This window comes from Vibrio sp. Y176, assembly GCF_033438945.1.
The window spans coordinates 819,728-837,207 of sequence record NZ_JAWOQS010000002.1 but is presented as its reverse complement, the minus strand read 5'-3'; the positions used below and the strand labels follow the sequence as shown (position 1 = coordinate 837,207).

Sequence of the window (17,480 nt, the reverse complement as noted above, 5' to 3'; positions counted from 1 at the left end):
ATATCACACAGAGTTACAATTACAGAATAGAAACGCACTTAACTTGATCGATTTCAAGTTAACTATTTAGGCACAGCGCTGATTTTCAGTGCTTTTGGTAAATGCTGTTCGAATATTTGTTGTAATCGAGTCTTGGTAACGGGTTTAGCCACGAACTCGTTCATCCCAACATCGAAGCAATGTTGCTGATCCTCTTTAATGACATTGGCACTTAGCGCAATAATTGGAACGTGTTTCCCCCACTCTCCCATTTTTCGAATTCGCTCCGTAGCAATAAACCCATCCATCACAGGCATTTGACAGTCCATAAAAATCAAATCGAAAGGCTGCTGATCACACAGCTGCAATGCTTCTTCGCCATGGTTGGCGACACTCACTCGCACACCCAGTTTTTCTAACATGATGCGAACTACCTTCTGATTGACGATGGTATCTTCAACAACCAATACCCAAGGTTTATCGTTATCTTGAGGGCTGATTTCGTTGTCTTCCGCTTTCGGGAAATCTAATACATTAAGTTGGTCGGTATAGGTCGATTGCGCATTTATTACAGCAACAGGAATCGAAAATTCAAAACAGCTTCCCAGCCCAAGCTCACTTGTTAGTTGTATTTCCCCTCCCATCAAGTTAACCAACTGTGCAGCTATCGCCAAACCAAGCCCTGTCCCACCATACTTTCTGGTGGTACTACCATCAGCTTGTTGGAAGCGTTCGAAGATTGCTTGTTGGTGCTCTTTCGCAATACCAATACCAGAATCCACAACTCGAAACCGGATATGAGCGGTCTCTCCATCAAGTCGAGATAACGCTACAAGAAGCTTCACATGGCCGCGCTCGGTAAATTTAATCGCGTTGCTCAACAAATTGTTCAGAACTTGTTTCAATCGTGTGGCATCACCTTGCACTTCCATTGGCAAGTGAGGATCAATATCGCTGAGCAGCTGTAAGTTTTTCTGCTTGGCTTTGACACTATGTAAACTGATGACATCGTCAAGTAGCTCGCGAAGATCATAGCTCGTGTATTCCAGCTCTACTTTGCCAGCTTCAACTTTAGAGAAGTCCAAAATGTCGTCGATGATCGTCATTAGTGAGTGAGAAGAACTGTCAATGATCTCTACAAACTCTTTTTGCTGGGGATCGAGGTCGGTGTCATTGAGCAACGACGACACACCAATAATGCCATTCATCGGTGTGCGGATCTCATGACTCATAGTGGCAAGAAACTCACTTTTCTTACGATTAGCGACTTCTGCCCTATCGCGTTCAGCCTCTAACTCAGTCTGGTGCTCTTTCACTTTCTCAACACTTCGGTTGTATTTCTCTGCCAAAACACTCACTTCATCAAAGCACCATCGTTTAGGGAGAGTCACTTTACTCGGCACTGTACCGCCACGAAAATCGCTCACCGCACCAGACAGCAATTGTAACGGATTGACCAACAAGCGAAACGCCACCCAAAGAACACCAATGATGAGGACAAGAATTTTGATCGCTTCTGTCGTAAGTAGAAAAAAGAACTGCTGCCAAAGATCTTCATATATCGCGCTAAGATCCGATTGAACCGTTAATATCGCGAGATCATACGTTTTATCGCCGACCCGATACTGCATCGGCCAGCTTCTCTCGACAACATCCTCAGAAAGCGCCGAACCTAATTCAATGATAACTTCGTCTTCACTAGCAATACGTAAGTAGTCCACCGAGGGCATACGCATTGCACCTTGAGCTTGTGTCAGCAACAGCTCCCTATCCTCTACCCACAAACTCGCAGAAAAGCTCGATAAATAGCTAGACTCAACCTGCTTTAATTCAACATCTAAATGGGCTAAATCTTCGTGAAAAACTCGATATAAGCTCACTGTAGAAATGATGACCGTAAAGATTAAACTCAACGTTAATACCGCCAACATAAGTTGGTTGCCGATACTAAAACGACGTTGAGATCGCTCTTTTTCATCCATATGAAACCGCTCCGATAAACTTGCGCTACTCTAAATATAGCTACGCACAAATAATAATCGAGGATACGATGAAAAGACTTCTACTTAGATTGGCTTTTAGCTTAATTGTTGTAAGTTCTCATGTGACCGCAAATCAAGTGAACTATTACGTCATTGCTGAACAAGCTCGACCATTTCAAATTGAACAACAGGGACAAATGCACTCCGGAATTGTGACCGATATCGTCAGCGCTATCTTCGCGGAGTCGGATTACCAAGTGAATTATCATACTTATCCATTTAAACGTATGATTTCCATATTGGAAGAAGGCGCTGAGCCAAACTGGTTAACTTATGGCAGCCCGAACTGGGGCAAGGTGCAATCGGAAAATTTATCTGAGGAGCCCATTTACACTGTAAAACATGTACTGGTGTCGAGTAGCGAGAAGCCTTTAGAATTCAAAAATATGGATACGATGCATGGTCGTTCTATTGTATTACTGCTGGGGTTTGATTATCCAAATTTAACACCGTTCTTTGAAAATGGCAGTGTCAATGAAATGCGCGTGAAAGACTACAACGCCGCATACCGAGTGATAAGCCGAACCCCTGGAGATACAGCTTTTGTCGAGATGGAATCCCGAGTCCTTTACAACTTAAAGCGACTCAATTTGCCGTTAGAGAATTTTCAGATACAGCCTTTCAGCTCGGTTATTCCTGACTACTCAATCTACCTGGCTTTTTCACCTCAAATGCAACCAGAAACTCAAAATTACATCAATACACGACTCGTTGAATTAAAAGCCTCAGGGGAAATTGATGAAATCATTCAAAAGTATCAATGAATCAACTCATTAACAAAAACGCCAACGATGATACGTTGGCGTTTTTGTTTCTGTAAAATCTGTAGCACTTACTTAGTGTGGTTAACAAACTTAGGATCAAACATGTGCCCCAATTTACTCGCCTTGGTTTGCAGGTAATGTTGATTACTTGGGTTATTCCCTTCTTGTAATGGCACTCGTTCAATGACGTTAATATCAACCGCTTTTAAGGCGGCGAGCTTGCGTGGGTTATTCGTCATTAGACGCACAGCGTCAATCCCCAAATGCTCTAGCATTCCTTTACAGAACGCGTAATCACGCATATCAGCGGCAAAACCTAAACGTTCATTTGCTTCCACGGTATCTGCGCCATCATCTTGTAAGTGATAGGCACGAATTTTATTAATCAAGCCGATTCCACGTCCTTCTTGACGTAAATAAAGCAGCACGCCACATCCCTCTTTGACGATGTTTTGTAGCGCTCTATTAAGCTGAAAACCACAGTCACAACGCGTGCTAAATAGAGCATCTCCGGTAAGACACTCCGAATGCAACCGAATAAGTGGTGCTGCACTTTTTGTTGGCTCGCCATAGACCAGAGCAAGATGCTCTTTATTTGTCGCGGCTTCAATAAAGCCGTACATCATAAATGTGCCCCACTGGGTGGGCAATTTGGCTTTATCGATAAACTTCACGAGATTGTAAGGCTCAACATGTCTCAGCTCTGCCCGCACATTCATCAGAATCTCTCCTAGATGATTTTCTCCTTTACCATCTCCCCCGTCTCCCCAAAAGGCATCTTTATGAGAATGCTCTGTTAGGCAAGCGTTACCCGTTCTCATTAATTGCTGCGCTAATGGTGGATTTTGTAGAAACTTTTCCCTAACGATGAAAGCCATAACAGCCAACTTTATATCGTCCCAATCGCTTCTGACAAAGTGTTCGTATTTGCGGCTTAAAGCAAACGCTTCGTCAGGGGTGCTTGCGTGCTGAATTTTACTTTGCAACTGAGCATCGAGAAACTTTTGGGCTTGGTAATAATGTTCGCTGGTGGGCCAAGTTTGGGAGGAGATATTGACTGGGGCATGGCAAAAATTTGAGAGAAAACCGTGGGGCTCATCGGGCTCATAAAAAAGGATTTGATCAACCATACTTGCGCTCCTTGCTTTGTGGTTGCGATAATCAACAAAAAGCATATCGCTACTGATATATCTAGTAACACAAGGTCAGATTGTCAAACTTCTTCGGGACGGGACGTGAGTGTGAAACTCGTGCTTTTGAGGCGCAAGACAGATAAATGGAGAGTTTGAATAAGAGAGTAATAGAGTGAAAAAATAAAAAGGGCAGTCCGTCGACTACCCTATGGGTTGCTAAACCAACCTGAGGCGATCAGTGTATCAAGCCAAGCTCCCTTGCTTCTTCAATGGTCAACCCACTTTCACGGATCTCACGTAACGCTTCAATGCGTCTTCTGGCTTCTGCTGATTTCACTGTTTTCTCTGGCTTCACAACGGTTTCCTCATCAGGTAATTCCCATTTGTGAGCGATGTTGGTCATCTCGTCATGGTCGATAGAATTAATGGACATATTTCCTCCGAACACACCATGTTTTCGATGCGTAATCTATAGCAAAACCGGAACAAGGTGGTAAGAAAAACTGTAGGGAAATGTGACCCCTCCCGCCCTTTCGTTAACTCCTTAATAGATTCATCATTTAAGTTTTGCCAAGGGACAAATTTACGATTAAATTTGAGTAATTCCCCCTACGAAAAGTGTGCTGATCTAGCTCTCAATTCTGCTCTTCTTTAGTTTTATCAACGACGCATTACACCACTTCCTGTTTCACCTAACTTTCGAGTCACTTCACTGATTCATAATTTGATACTTTCTAAAAACCGCCACACCTGATAATGATAATAATTATCTTTTAGATTGGTAAGGTGTTTATATGGATGGTATTAACTTAAGTCATGCATACCACAATGACCCGGTCATCCAGATCCGAGATTTGTGCGTCGATTACATCACTGATAATGGTGATTTTAATGCGGTAAAGTCCGTCAGCTTTGATATCGGCAAAGGCGAAGTATTTGGTCTTGCCGGTGAATCTGGATGTGGTAAAAGCACAATTGCATTCTCAATAAATCGTCTTCATAAGCCGCCAGCGTTCATTTCTGGCGGTAAAATATGGTTTGATGGCAAAGATATCCTTAGTATCTCAGACTCTGAACTGACCGCTCTAAGGTGGAGTGAAATCGCCATGGTGTTCCAGAGCGCGATGAACTCACTCAACCCTGTCTTAACGATACAAGAGCAATTTGCAGATGTGTTACGACACCATCAAGGCCTCATTAACGCTCAAGCAAAAGATAGAGCAGAAAAGTTGTTGGACTTGGTCAATATTCCTCGAGAACGCTTAGCAGAATATCCTCATCAATTTTCAGGAGGAATGCGTCAGCGGTTGGTGATAGCCATTGCTTTGTCTCTAAATCCAAAACTGATCATTATGGATGAACCCACAACAGCATTAGATGTAGTGGTACAGAGAGAAATTTTACAGCAAATTTATCAGCTTAGAGATGAGTTCGGTTTTTCAGTCCTCTTTATCACTCATGACCTGGCACTCATGAGCCAACTATGTGATCGAATTGCAATCATGCGTCACGGAGAAATCGTCGAAGTCAATCGAGCATACGATATACGCAATCATCCTCAACACCCTTACACGCAAAAGCTATGGGCTTCTTTCCCAAACATCCATGACGTCCACAAACAACCAGAGTTACAAGGAGCGTAACCATGAGCCAGCCTATCATCCAAATGAAAAATGTGATTAAAGAATTCAAAGTGGGCGGTGGTTTAGCGAAAGAGGAAACCTTTCGTGCGCTTCAAGGAGTGACTTTTGATCTGTACGCAGGAAAAACCTTGGCTTTGGTTGGAGAGTCAGGCTGCGGTAAGAGTACTTGCGCTCGTTTAATAACCAAAGTCTATCCAGCAACGCAAGGCGAGATCCTTTTCAATGGCACTGACATAAATGAGATCACGTCACGATCGGCTCTACAAGAATATCGCAGTAAAGTACAAATGGTGTTTCAAGATCCGTTTGGCTCTCTCAATCCAACTCATACCATTCGCCATCACCTAACACGTCCTTTAAAAATTCATAAACAAGTCAAAAACGAGCGTGACATCCCAGCCCGCTTGGAAGAGCTCCTAAAGCTGGTGGAACTACCTGAAGAGACATTGAATAAGTTCCCTCACGAACTCAGTGGTGGGCAACGTCAGCGAGTAAACTTAGCAAGGGCTTTAGCGGTAGGTTCGCAAATCATTCTTGCGGATGAGCCTACGTCTATGCTGGATGTTTCTATTCGCTTGGGAGTGTTGAATTTAATGCAACGAATGAAGCAAGAACTGGGAATTGGTTTTTTATACATCACTCATGATCTGGCGACTGCGCACTACATCGCGGAAGAAACCGCAGTAATGTACAAAGGGCAAATCGTTGAATGGGGCGACACTCATTCAATACTTAAGAATCCGCAGCATCCTTATACTAAGCTGTTGATTTCTGCCGTTCCTGATCCTGACTTACCTTTTGGTAACTTAGTGAAAAATGAGCCAAACTATTCGATAGATGCCGATGAAATTCGTCAACGTAGCAGCATAATTGTCGACGAATTTGATCAAATAGGGCCAAATCACTATGTAAAACAATGGACTGAGGCAGCGTAATGGATTTGAGTACTTGGCAAGATCAAATCGCCATGTGGTACGAACAGCGGAAACATGATCAAGTAGAAAAATTGGAAACGATCTTATATCAGGTGCCTGATGACGTGTTTGGACCCGAATTGAGTGATCTTCAAAGTAAAGCGATTGCTTGCTGGTTGGATGGATGTTTACGCGTGTTTCAACATGCAAGGTACCAAGACCCTCAGAAAGCATATCAAACCTTGCTTTATACGAGTGCAAAGCTTGAACAAGCAGCATGCCAAGTCTCGACTGATATTCTGATCAAAGATTGGTGTTTGAGACGACTTCAGCATCTCACCGTTGTGGCGTTAGAGTTTTGTAATCAGCAGTGTGATCAAAACAAGTGGCAGGAACAAGCCCATAGCTTAATCGAATCACATGTTGCGTTGATGCGTTCATTACACTGGAATGAATCCAAGAAGCATGATCAAGGTTTACCTCATTAGTCCGGAAAAATGATCAAGGCTTAATTAGCGGAATTTTAGGCAAAAAAAAGCGAGTTTCCTGAGGAGAAACTCGCGAAGTCTATTCAGAATGAATGTAACAATATGAGCCAATCTATTAATCATCAGAAAGGACAAAAGGTTGTCTATTCGGGATAAATAGTAGTATTAGGCTTGGCTTCTAATGTCAGTGGTTTGTAAGAGTTAAGTCTGTTTTTTATCATCGAAAGACATTGTTACATTTCAAACCGATACATCACACCTATAGCTTGATACACATCAAGCGACACTTTTAAATCGCCATTTCATCCAAGGCACGAAATACCATTTCATCCATGTGACCATCGAAGATTTGACGACAAACTTTCCGACGCACCGCTAACCCCGCAATCAAGCGCTCGATGGTAAGATGCTTGACATCGTTCTGGGTGTTAAACAGCTCGACGGTTTTACTTAATGTCTCATAAGGAATCGGCTCATCCCCTACCCTTAGCCAATCGAGCTTCTCTATGTAATCTGAGCACTCTTCTTTGATTGAGGCATACGAGTGCCCTGTCATCGCAGATAAAGCCGTTATACTGCGTTCTAGAGCCTCTGGTGAGGTATATTTAGATAGAGTAATGGTGATCTCATCAGCATTGATCTCTACCAAATGTTTTCTTTGCTTCACGCGTCGCCCTAAATTTCCTCTTGGAGACGGTGCTTTGCGTTGAATGGGCTCAAATTCGCCGTCTATGATGCCTGAGAGCTCCTCAAGCTGCTGTCGGGTTACCATCTCATTACGAAGCGGGTTTGGCAGCGTAGGCGCCATGTTGCGCTTGCCTGCGTTGGTTGTACGAGCACGTGAGTAACGCAGCACCTCTTCGACGTCACATTTGATGTCGATCTGGTAATCCATCACTTTATCATTCTCGATCATGGTTTCGATCGTCAGGTGATAACCCCACAAATTAACGACGAATAGATCATCATTCCCTTTTCCATCAGACAAACGCTTTAGTTCTCGGATCAGATCCATGGAGAAACGTCGCCATTCAATGTTACGTGCAAGTTTCTGGTTTAACTCACTCAGTAGCATGCAATCCGTGTGACGACGAACCATGCGACTACGGAAGAAAGAGTACAGTTGAAACACTAAAGTATGTTGTTTCAAGATCTCTGGCGGAAACAAGAAGAAATAATCGCGCGTTAACAGCTCTTCATAAAACGAAGGTTCCCAAACTAAAATATATAAGTTTGGCTTGATACGAATTTCACCATCGCTTCCCTCCACAGGTGCCTCTTCAGAGGCCGTGATGGTTCGAGCAAGAAAACGAAAACGATCACTTTTGAAGCCCTCTGGCATGTTTTCACTTAGCCAACGTCCAGTAAGTTCATGGAGCTGAAAATCAGTGAATTCAATGCGATCAATGCTATCGCGAATGGAATCACGAGCTGGGCCACTGTCTTTTTTGCCTCTGAGCGACAAAATATCAGTGATGTATAGCGGCGTTTTGTTTGGTACGTGAGCAGCATCAAGCTGATACTGATCTTTGTGATGATCATGATACTGAACCGTTAACGTGAAGAGAGCGAACAGGGTCATGAGATCATCCACAGTCATGATATTTTTGGATGATCGCGTCTCAATAACGGCTTTAGTGCCAGAGATCGACACCATGGATTTCTGATAACTTTTTCGAGTTCTTGGTGGCGCAAGTGCTTGGTCAATGATCCCAGCCCAATTTGTTGGAGATACAACAAATTGATCGGCTTCATCTTTCATCGTGGGAGGTGTGTTTAACCCGTGCTCATTCAACAAACGTTTGTTTACTTGAGTCTGAGCCAATGCTTTCGAACGTTTTTGTTTTTCGTTCTGGCGAACTTTGTCGGTAACAAGACTTGTTGCTCCCAACACAGATATAAGCTGATTGGGATTCACAAATTTATGTAGCATCGTTTTACCAGCAAGTCCCTCTTCAAAACGCACTGGAGTTTGAGTAAATAAACCAATATTTACTGCCGCGCGCAAACGTTGTTGCAGGGCTGCACGTGTGAGTTGCCCATCTGTTGCTTCCACAATCTCTGTGGTTGAAACCAAACCATCCTTGCTGCTGAAGCCTCGTAATGAAATCAGATTAAGCAACTCTAAGATGCTTTTGGTCACCCCTTTGAAATGTTGGTACTGCTCTACCCAATCCGCAGAGGATTCATGTACCTCAAAAAGATGGCCATCTTTGTGGCTTCTCGGTGCTTTAATCAGAATTTTTTCATCAGCCGTCATTTTAGATCCAGATCACACTAGCCGTAGTTGTGCTATGGTTCCGAAGAATAAAGAAAAACAGATCATAAATAAAGAAAAAAGATTGTTTTTTAAATAACTGATCTTTTTGATTAATCTGATCTTAATTGATTATATGATCTAATGATCTGGCTTGAAATTTTTCGCTAAGCTTTTGTTCTATAAGACTATTATTTCCATGTGCTTCGGAACTATGATCATAAGAAGTCTGAAAGTATGATCAACAATAACCTGAAAGCATGATCATATTTATTCGTAAGCATGATCATTAAGGTTGTGAAAAGATGATCAAAAGAGTCTTGAAACGATGATCATGATGTTTTTACAGGTTATCCACAGATGCAGTATTTAATAATGATCTTCACGATGATTATATTGTGCATTGGTGATGTTATTTATACTCGGATCGATGATCAAGAGCCAATATATCTATCGTTCTGGCGTCCATATTGATGAGATATCACTCATCTGATTAAAATACATTCAAGTCGCTCATATTTAGAAGTAAATCCTAGTCTCTGCTTATTTACAGGAAGCATGATCATGAGAGCGTGATTTATCATAGCAACTTGAGCAATTTCATTGTTCCGGCTTCTATACCGTCAATTTCTGCTCAATCCCCCATTCTGTCTGCACTCAACCGTAAATCAGAGAAGAAAACTCATGCTTCCGAGAGATTCTAAGGCTTGATCATATTTCCGATTAATGGATCTTATTTTATTTGCGTGTTTACACCGTACTCTGCTCAATTTTGCCATGATCATGCTTTCGGATTTGTTTATTAACACGGAAGCATGATCATAAGTATACCTTGATCATACTTCCATAGATGTTTAGCTGGAACTGCCCTATTTTGTTCGGAGATATGATCAAGGTGTTCAGGTCTTTATTGTTCCGATATTACTTACTATTTTTCGTTTAAATTAGGTTGGTCTAACATAATCCGTAATTTAGCTTAAGATTATAATCGTTCCGGTATAAAATTGATTTACATTGTAAATGAGTGACACTGTAACACTTTTTATTTTTAAGTTTAGGTGTCCAATTATGAGAAGATTATTTGATTAAAAATAGTTATCTTTTTGACCATAAATCATAAAAGCGTCGATTTGGGTGTTTTTTTATGTGATGGTAATTCAAAATGTTCGTGCACCTTTTTGTTGTTTTTGGTCTTTACTGCTGTACAATTGCAATTATAAATCCTTCCAACGGAATTTGGCATGAAAAGAGAAAAAACGATTGAAAACCTTCTTGAGTTAGCGGAGCTGACTCAGCAGGTTCAAGCTGACCGTATTGAAATTGTTTTAGAAGAGCGAAGCGATAACTACTTCCCACCAATGTCGAAAGCGATGATGGAAACCCGTTCTGGTCTAACTCGCCGTAAGCTCGACGACGCGATTGGTAAAATGGAAGCCGCTGGGCATCAATTTACTAAAAACAACGCGAATCATTATTCAATTACGTTAGAAGAAGCACACATGCTCATGGATGCGGCTGAAGTGCCTAAATTTCATGAGCGTAAAAAGAATTCAGGTAACAAACCTTGGATTATTAATGTGCAGAACCAAAAGGGCGGTACAGGTAAATCAATGACCGCGGTTCATTTAGCGGCATGTTTAGCGCTAAATTTGGATAAACGATACCGTATTTGTTTAATCGACTTAGACCCACAAGGCTCGCTACGTTTATTCCTCAACCCGCAAATCAGCATGGCAGAGCATGATAATATCTATTCTGCGGTAGACATTATGTTGGGTAACGTGCCTGATGGTGTGGAAATTGACAGTGAATTTTTACGTAAAAACGTATTGCTGCCAACGCAATATCCGAACTTAAAGTCGATTTCAGCATTTCCAGAAGACGCGATGTTTAATGCGGAAGCATGGCAAACGCTATCTGAAGACCCATCACTCGATATCGTCCGTCTGCTGAAAGAGCAACTGATTGATAAAATTGCTGATGACTTCGATATCATTATGATTGATACCGGTCCACACGTTGACCCATTAGTATGGAATGCGATGTATGCATCAAATGCCTTGCTAATTCCTTGTGCGGCTAAGCGTCTGGACTGGGCTTCAACAGTAAACTTCTTCCAGCATTTGCCTACGGTATATGAAATGTTCCCGGAGGACTGGAATGGTCTTGAGTTTGTTCGCTTGATGCCAACCATGTTTGAGGACGACAATAAGAAGCAAGTTTCTGTTTTAACTGAAATGAACTATCTTCTAGGTGACCAAGTTATGATGGCTACTATTCCTCGTAGCCGTGCGTTTGAAACCTGTGCCGATACCTACAGCACAGTATTTGATCTGACAGTAAGCGATTTTGAAGGCGGTAAGAAGACACTAGCTACCGCGCAAGACGCTGTTCATAAGAGCGCACTGGAATTAGAGCGTGTGCTGCACTCTAATTGGCCGTCATTGAATCAGGGGTAATAAGTAAATGGCTTTGAAAACGTCTGAATTAAACGCGAAATTATTTGGCAAAACGAATAAGCGTCGTGTTGTGACTCCGCAAGAGGCGCAAACTGCGGCAAAAGAGAAAGCTCAAACGATTGAACTAGCAGTTGCAGGTGAAAATATTGTTCAGTTTGAACTTGTGCGTATTCCTGCAAATAAAGTTGCGACAGAAACAACAGTATTTGTTGATAACGCTCGTGAGCAATCGTTCTTAAACGAACATGCTTTATCTGATGTTTTAGTCACACTCAAAGAGCGTGGCCAACAATATCCAGCTGTGGGTCGTAGAACTGAAGATGGCAAGATCGAAGTTTTAGATGGTAGCCGTCGTCGCATGTCTTGTATCCTCGCTGAACAAGATTTTTTGGTTTATGTTGCTGACAACATCAATACTGACCATGCTAAGTTTTTGTCTGATGTGGCAAATGCTCACAAACCGCTCTCTTTATACGAAAAAGGTAAAGAGATGCAGGCTAAGCTTGATAGTGGTGAAGCTGAGGATCAGAAAGCATTGGCAAAAATGTTCCAGTGCAGTGAAGCGTTGGTAAGTGGCGCTTTAAAAGCCGCAGCATTACCGTTAGAACTGCTTCAAGCGTATCCGAATGTTGGCGATCTCGGTCGCCCAACAATCGTGAAACTGCACAAACAGTTTTCAACGCTAACGCCAGAGCAGCAGCAAGAGCTGTTAGATAAATGTCGCTCTAGCGAAGGATTTTTATGGCAGCGAAGCACAGCTCAAGGCGTTGCTCGTCTGACAAAAGAAGTCACGGAAAGCATCGAAAATTGGATTACTGAACTTGCACCAGCAAAACCTGGTAAGAAGACGGAAAAAGTCGACTTAGTTAAAGGTCGAGCAAGCTATAGCCGAAAAGGTAGCAGCCTGGCGTTGAACTTGAAGAAAGTTGACGACAGCTTAATGGAAGAGATTCTTGCGTTTGTACAAACCAAACTGCAATAACAAATGATGATTGAATCAACCGCCTCCGGGCGGTTTTTTTATATCTGAGAAGCGTCAAATTAAAGATGTGATACCATTGCGTCAGTTCAACGTTGGATAGACAAAATGCAGACACAATCTGATTTCCTTTCATCACTTCAACATCAAGCTCACCAATCTTTCCAAAGGATTGGTGTTGTCATTCAAGGCGAGGCTTCTTGGCAAAATGCGTTGATGTCAGAGTTCCATAAAACGCAGCGCCATCAACGTTGGTTTTCTGTTGGTGATTTTGGTTTGAAAAACGTATCCAGTGTTTCGTCTAAACAAGGGCACATGTTGCTAGGCAGAGAGTGTGACGTTCTATTGTTTGATGCTCGAAATGGCTTTGACGCAAATAGTTTTACCGCCGCGCTTGGCTCATTGGTTGGCGGCGGTTTTCTTATTGTCATTACTAAGCCGCGACAAAATGCGAATTTTGCTCAGCAATGGATGCACAAACAATGGGAGAAGCTCGTTGTTATTGAGCAAGACAAACCATTGCCAACGGCTCCAGACATCAAGCAAGCAGAAAAAGAAAGCCACTACACGGAACAAGAACATGCCATTTCTCTAATTGAAAAGGTGGTAACTGGACATCGAAAGCGACCATTAATTTTGACCGCTGATCGTGGACGTGGAAAAACAAGTGCCCTCGGCATTGCGTGTGCGAACTTATTAAAGCAGAAGCCGCTTAGAATCTTAATTACGGCACCATCTATAAAAGCCGTTGAGCCTGTTTACCAACATGCTTTGCGGCTACTTCCTAATGCGCAGCGTATTAGGAAGGACAGATTAGAATCAGGGCAGGGAGCCATTCAATTCATTGCTCCTGACGAACTTCTATCGAGCAGACCTGAATGTGATTTGTTACTTGTCGATGAAGCGGCTGCAATTCCAGTTCCTATGCTCAAAAGCATTACCGAACATTATCATCGACTCGTTTTTTCTACGACTGTTCATGGTTATGAAGGTTGTGGTCGGGGCTTTACGATTAAATTTGTTGATTGGCTTCAGAAACAGCGTTCGGGAATGAAAACATGGCACATGACACAGCCCATCCGCTGGAGCATGAATGATGCGCTCGAATCATGGCTCTATGACGCGTTTTTGTTGGATGCGGAGTTAACGCACCATCAACTTAACCAGGTCGACTCAATTTCCCTTTCTAAAGCCGATAAGAACAATTTGATATCGCAGCCTAGTTTGCTGCGTGAGTGCTTCGCTCTTTTGGTGAATGCTCATTATCAGACCTCTCCGAATGATTTGATTCACCTTTTGCAAGACGACAACAGTCAGCTCTATTTTGCTAAGCAAGATAATGCGGTTGTGGGGGTGATATTAGCGGTCGAAGAGGGGGGCCTTGACGATGAATTAGTTGAAGAAATCCAGCTTGGTAAGCGTCGTCCTAAAGGACACTTAGCCCCAATTACGATTGCAAACCACCTAGGATTCCCGAATGTCGCGAATCTATCGACGCTGCGAGTCATGAGAATTGCGGTTCATCCAGCATTGCAAGGCAAAGGCATTGGTCAAAAAATTCTGCAGCAACTTGAGCAAATGGCTGCTAAACACATTGCCTACTTATCCACGAGTTTTGGTGCGACGGAAGAGTTGCTCTATTTCTGGCGACAATCGAACTTCCGTACAATTCGCTTAGGGTCAATGCGCGATGCTGCTAGCGGTTGTTATTCAGTCTTGATGGTCAAACCTTGTGATTCCCAACAGACGGTTTGGGTCGACCAATCTCAGGCGCTATTTGAAGAAATGTTGTCTAACAATGTGGCTGACGTCTATCCAAAATTAGAAGCCCCTATTTTCCGAGCTCTATTGCCGCAACCTTTGGGAATGAGTCCACTTCATCCCGCTAAGTTATTACTAATTGAATGTTATGCTGATGGTGGTAACAGTTATGAGTCTGTGTCTGTGTGGCTTCAGCAGTGGTTACTTAACTTAGGTTTGAACTCCGCTTCCGACTTGATGATCAGTAAGCTTTTTCTTAACCGTAGTTGGACTGAATGTGCTCAGCAATTTGGTTTACCTGGAAGAAGGCAAGTTGAGCAGCAGTTAAGGGACGAAGTAAGACACATTTGGAGCGATTTACACTGTAAACAATAAAGGGAAATTTACACTGTAAATGAAATTACTGGGAGCTGATTTTACACTGTAAATCCAGCTCCTTTTTGTTTCAGCGTGTATTTTGATTGAGCTTTAGGCTAAATCGAGTTTTCTCTTAATATCCTGTTTAACCGTTATTGATGGATTACTTTCTTTAGTGACGTGAGCCCTATAATAAGAAATGCGAGGTTTGTTCAGAAAACGGATTTGGTTAGACTGAAAGTGTTGATGGGATGCAAAGTGGTAAGGGTATGTGGAAGCTGTGTCTTGAGTTATCTGAAGATAAAACCAAGGTGATAGCCCGTCTTCCGGGTGAAGTGGATCTCGGTGGTGAGCTAAATCAAAATGAATTAAACGAGCAGCTCGTCGTAATGAACGCCGAAAAGATGTTTGTTGTAGAGGGGGAAGTCGTTAGGTTCATTAACTGCGCCAAAGAACGTAAAGCTGAAGCTTACGAAGGCATCGTCATTGCAGAAAAACGCAACGCACAAGTTGAGGTCGAATTGTCGAATAATGACATGCTCGCCAGTATGAACGTTGTCGGTGCTTACGGAGGCCGAGGTTTACGCGGCCCCGAGATTGTTCAAGCTCTTGCTCAAGCGCGAGTTTCGAAAGGCATCAACAAACTGGCTTTGAAGAAAGTGTTGGTTGTCAGCACTCAGCTCAAACCTGGGGAAACTTTTTCTCAACCTGTAGCGGTTGGTAAGCAACCTATCAAAGGCAAAGACGCTCTTTTTACTCCTCTTGTTAAAGACATCACCAAACGCATCCTCAAACCCAAAGACGGTCAATCTGCTAGCGACAAAATTGATTTACGTAACCTCGGTGAAACTATCGCGGTTGACGTAGGCGATGAGGTGATGCGCCGCACGCCTGCGACCAAAGGTACGCCAGGTTTTACTGTTCAAGGGCGAGTGATCCCTCCACAAGCTGGAAAAGACAGCCCTATGAAGCCTGGCAAGGGCACCGAGATATGCAAGCACGACCCAAACCTATTGATCGCATCGGTATCCGGTACGCCTCTGATTAAAGACAAAACCATCGAAGTTGATAACGCACTCTGCCTCAATAGCGTTGGCGTGAATACAGGTCACGTGAAATTCAAAGGGAATGTGATTATCGGTGGCAACATTGAATCCGGCATGATTGTTAAAGCGACGGGTTCTATTACTGTAGGCGGCTTCATTGAATCGGCTGACGTACAAGCGCAAGACGACATTCAAGTTGGTAAAGGGATCATTGGCCACACCGTGAGTGATGGCCAGCCAAAGAGTTGTCACGTCAAAGCCAAAGGTTCGATTCGTGCCAGCTACGCCCAATATTGTGATTTGCAAGCTGGCGAAGATATTGAGTTGGCGGTGCACAGCATGAATAACGATATTGTTTGTGGGCGCAATCTGACGGTGCTGGATGCGAACGGTAGGAACGGTACGCTCAGCGGCGGAGATGCAAAAGTCGGTGACAAAGTGGTGTGCTTACAATTGGGCGTAGAAGGCGACACCGCCACTAAGGTAGAAGCGTTCGCGCGCTATTCTGCATTTAAGGAGCGATTAGCAGAGCTCAAAGATCAATACAAACGCGCTCAAGAAGGCACGATGGATGTGATTCGTAAAGAGCTCGAATTTAAGAAACGTCCTAAAGCCGAACGTACCGACGAAGAACAAGCTCAGATTGACGTGATGAAAACACAAAACAACGAGCAGCTTGAAGCGATAAAGCAAAAGCTAGAACAAACGGAACATGACTTTGAAGTCGCGTTAGAAGAAAATATTGTCGAAGCCAAAGAGCGTGTCTTCACTCGCGTGACGGTGCAGTTTGGCGACGAACAAGTAACGACAAAGCGCACTCATGGCGGTTGTTCGTTCCGTTTCAATCAATACGAAATTAAAGTCTCGGCGAACTTGGAAGAAGAGGACGTCGCTGCGGTTTAAGCTTTCTTACTCACTGAGCCCACACGTCGCAACAATATGTGTGGGCTTTTTTTATCTACAAATCGACAATGTGCTCTTGATAGTAGTCCGCAAGCGCACCCACTTGGCTGCTACACATTACTTTCATTGCTTGTTTAATGTGTTCTATTGGCCAGTTCCACCATTGGATATTGAGTAGAGTTTCAATCTCTTTATCGCTGAATCGTTGACGTACGACTTGGTTGTTTCCAACCACCACAGAATAAGGTTGCACGTCTTTCGTCACTACGGCGCGTGCTCCGATGACGGCTCCATCGCCGATGTTTACTCCGGGCATGATCATCGCCTCACCGCCAATCCAAACATCATTTCCCACCACTGTGTCTCCGGCACGCTCGAAACCGTCTTGTACGCCTTCTCCAAATTCTTCAGGAGAGAAGGGGAAGGTCGAAATCCAGTCAATGCGATGACCTTGGTTTCCTGCCATCATGAAGGTGGCTCCAGAAGCGATGGAACAAAACTTGCCAACGATTAATTTGTCGATGCTATCGGGTTCTCTACTTTGCCATTCTTGAAGTGTGACGGGGTCACCCAACAAGTAGCGTACCGCTTGCTCTTCGAAGCTTTTTTGATGATAGAAGCCCGAGTAATAGCTGTAATCGCCAACGATGATATTGGGATTAGTGATGTGATCTTTAATGACTTGACCTTTTAACCACGTGTCGAAAACACTCATAACTCATCCTTTCAAATTTAGGTTGTACAGAGTTTAGAGG

At 43.2% G+C, this 17,480-nt stretch carries 13 protein-coding genes; 8 read left to right on the top strand and 5 right to left on the bottom strand.

What is annotated here, in order from left to right:
• Positions 1 to 62 precede the first annotated feature (62 nt).
• Positions 63 to 1,961: an ATP-binding protein gene (locus R7O13_RS07860; RefSeq protein ID WP_017633805.1), complete on the bottom strand. Its 1,899-nt coding sequence runs from the start codon at positions 1,959 to 1,961 to the stop codon at positions 63 to 65.
• A 68-nt stretch (positions 1,962 to 2,029) separates the two neighbouring features.
• Here R7O13_RS07860 and R7O13_RS07855 point away from each other — a divergent pair, with 68 nt between their 5' ends.
• The gene (locus tag R7O13_RS07855; RefSeq protein ID WP_005374490.1) at positions 2,030 to 2,785 is read left to right on the top strand and encodes a substrate-binding periplasmic protein; all 756 of its coding nucleotides are present in this window, start codon (positions 2,030 to 2,032) and stop codon (positions 2,783 to 2,785) included.
• Positions 2,786 to 2,853: 68 nt separating this feature from the next.
• Here the strand turns inward: R7O13_RS07855 and ribA are convergent, their stop codons facing one another.
• Both ribA and R7O13_RS07845 read right to left on the bottom strand, forming a co-directional pair.
• On the bottom strand, positions 2,854 to 3,915 hold the full coding sequence (gene ribA / locus R7O13_RS07850) for a GTP cyclohydrolase II (RefSeq protein WP_017635221.1): 1,062 nt from the start codon (positions 3,913 to 3,915) through the stop codon (positions 2,854 to 2,856).
• Positions 3,916 to 4,153: 238 nt separating this feature from the next.
• Positions 4,154 to 4,351 carry a PA3496 family putative envelope integrity protein gene (locus R7O13_RS07845; protein ID WP_005374493.1) on the bottom strand — a complete coding sequence of 66 codons (198 nt, stop codon included), beginning with the start codon at positions 4,349 to 4,351 and terminating at the stop codon, positions 4,154 to 4,156.
• A 361-nt stretch (positions 4,352 to 4,712) separates the two neighbouring features.
• Here R7O13_RS07845 and R7O13_RS07840 point away from each other — a divergent pair, with 361 nt between their 5' ends.
• From R7O13_RS07840 to R7O13_RS07830, 3 genes are read left to right on the top strand one after another with little or no spacing between them, the layout of a single operon-like run.
• Positions 4,713 to 5,561 carry an ABC transporter ATP-binding protein gene (locus tag R7O13_RS07840; protein ID WP_318303476.1) on the top strand — a complete coding sequence of 283 codons (849 nt, stop codon included), beginning with the start codon at positions 4,713 to 4,715 and terminating at the stop codon, positions 5,559 to 5,561.
• A gap of 2 nt (positions 5,562 to 5,563) precedes the next feature.
• The gene (locus R7O13_RS07835) at positions 5,564 to 6,496 is read left to right on the top strand and encodes an ATP-binding cassette domain-containing protein (RefSeq protein WP_053350124.1); all 933 of its coding nucleotides are present in this window, start codon (positions 5,564 to 5,566) and stop codon (positions 6,494 to 6,496) included.
• Positions 6,496 to 6,963 carry a transcriptional regulator gene (locus tag R7O13_RS07830; RefSeq protein ID WP_065275567.1) on the top strand — a complete coding sequence of 156 codons (468 nt, stop codon included), beginning with the start codon at positions 6,496 to 6,498 and terminating at the stop codon, positions 6,961 to 6,963. Before R7O13_RS07835 ends, R7O13_RS07830 begins: the two co-directional genes overlap by 1 nt.
• 289 nt (positions 6,964 to 7,252) lie before the next feature.
• Here the strand turns inward: R7O13_RS07830 and R7O13_RS07825 are convergent, their stop codons facing one another.
• On the bottom strand, positions 7,253 to 9,223 hold the full coding sequence (locus tag R7O13_RS07825; RefSeq protein ID WP_017635223.1) for a replication initiator protein RctB domain-containing protein: 1,971 nt from the start codon (positions 9,221 to 9,223) through the stop codon (positions 7,253 to 7,255).
• A gap of 1,238 nt (positions 9,224 to 10,461) precedes the next feature.
• Between R7O13_RS07825 and R7O13_RS07820 the strand changes: the two genes are divergently transcribed.
• From R7O13_RS07820 to R7O13_RS07805, 4 genes are all read left to right on the top strand, one after another.
• Entirely contained in the window at positions 10,462 to 11,679 is a 1,218-nt protein-coding gene (locus R7O13_RS07820; RefSeq protein ID WP_005374503.1) for an AAA family ATPase, read from the top strand.
• Positions 11,680 to 11,686: 7 nt separating this feature from the next.
• The gene (locus tag R7O13_RS07815) at positions 11,687 to 12,661 is read left to right on the top strand and encodes a ParB/RepB/Spo0J family partition protein (protein WP_005374504.1); all 975 of its coding nucleotides are present in this window, start codon (positions 11,687 to 11,689) and stop codon (positions 12,659 to 12,661) included.
• Positions 12,662 to 12,766: 105 nt separating this feature from the next.
• A complete protein-coding gene (locus R7O13_RS07810; RefSeq protein WP_318303474.1) occupies positions 12,767 to 14,794 on the top strand; it encodes a tRNA(Met) cytidine acetyltransferase TmcA in 2,028 nt (675 codons plus the stop codon).
• Positions 14,795 to 15,045: 251 nt separating this feature from the next.
• Entirely contained in the window at positions 15,046 to 16,725 is a 1,680-nt protein-coding gene (locus tag R7O13_RS07805; protein WP_213966477.1) for a DUF342 domain-containing protein, read from the top strand.
• Positions 16,726 to 16,780: 55 nt separating this feature from the next.
• Here the strand turns inward: R7O13_RS07805 and catC are convergent, their stop codons facing one another.
• Positions 16,781 to 17,440, bottom strand: a complete 660-nt coding sequence (gene catC / locus R7O13_RS07800) for a type C chloramphenicol O-acetyltransferase (protein WP_017821876.1) — start codon at positions 17,438 to 17,440, stop codon at positions 16,781 to 16,783.
• Positions 17,441 to 17,480 lie beyond the last annotated feature (40 nt).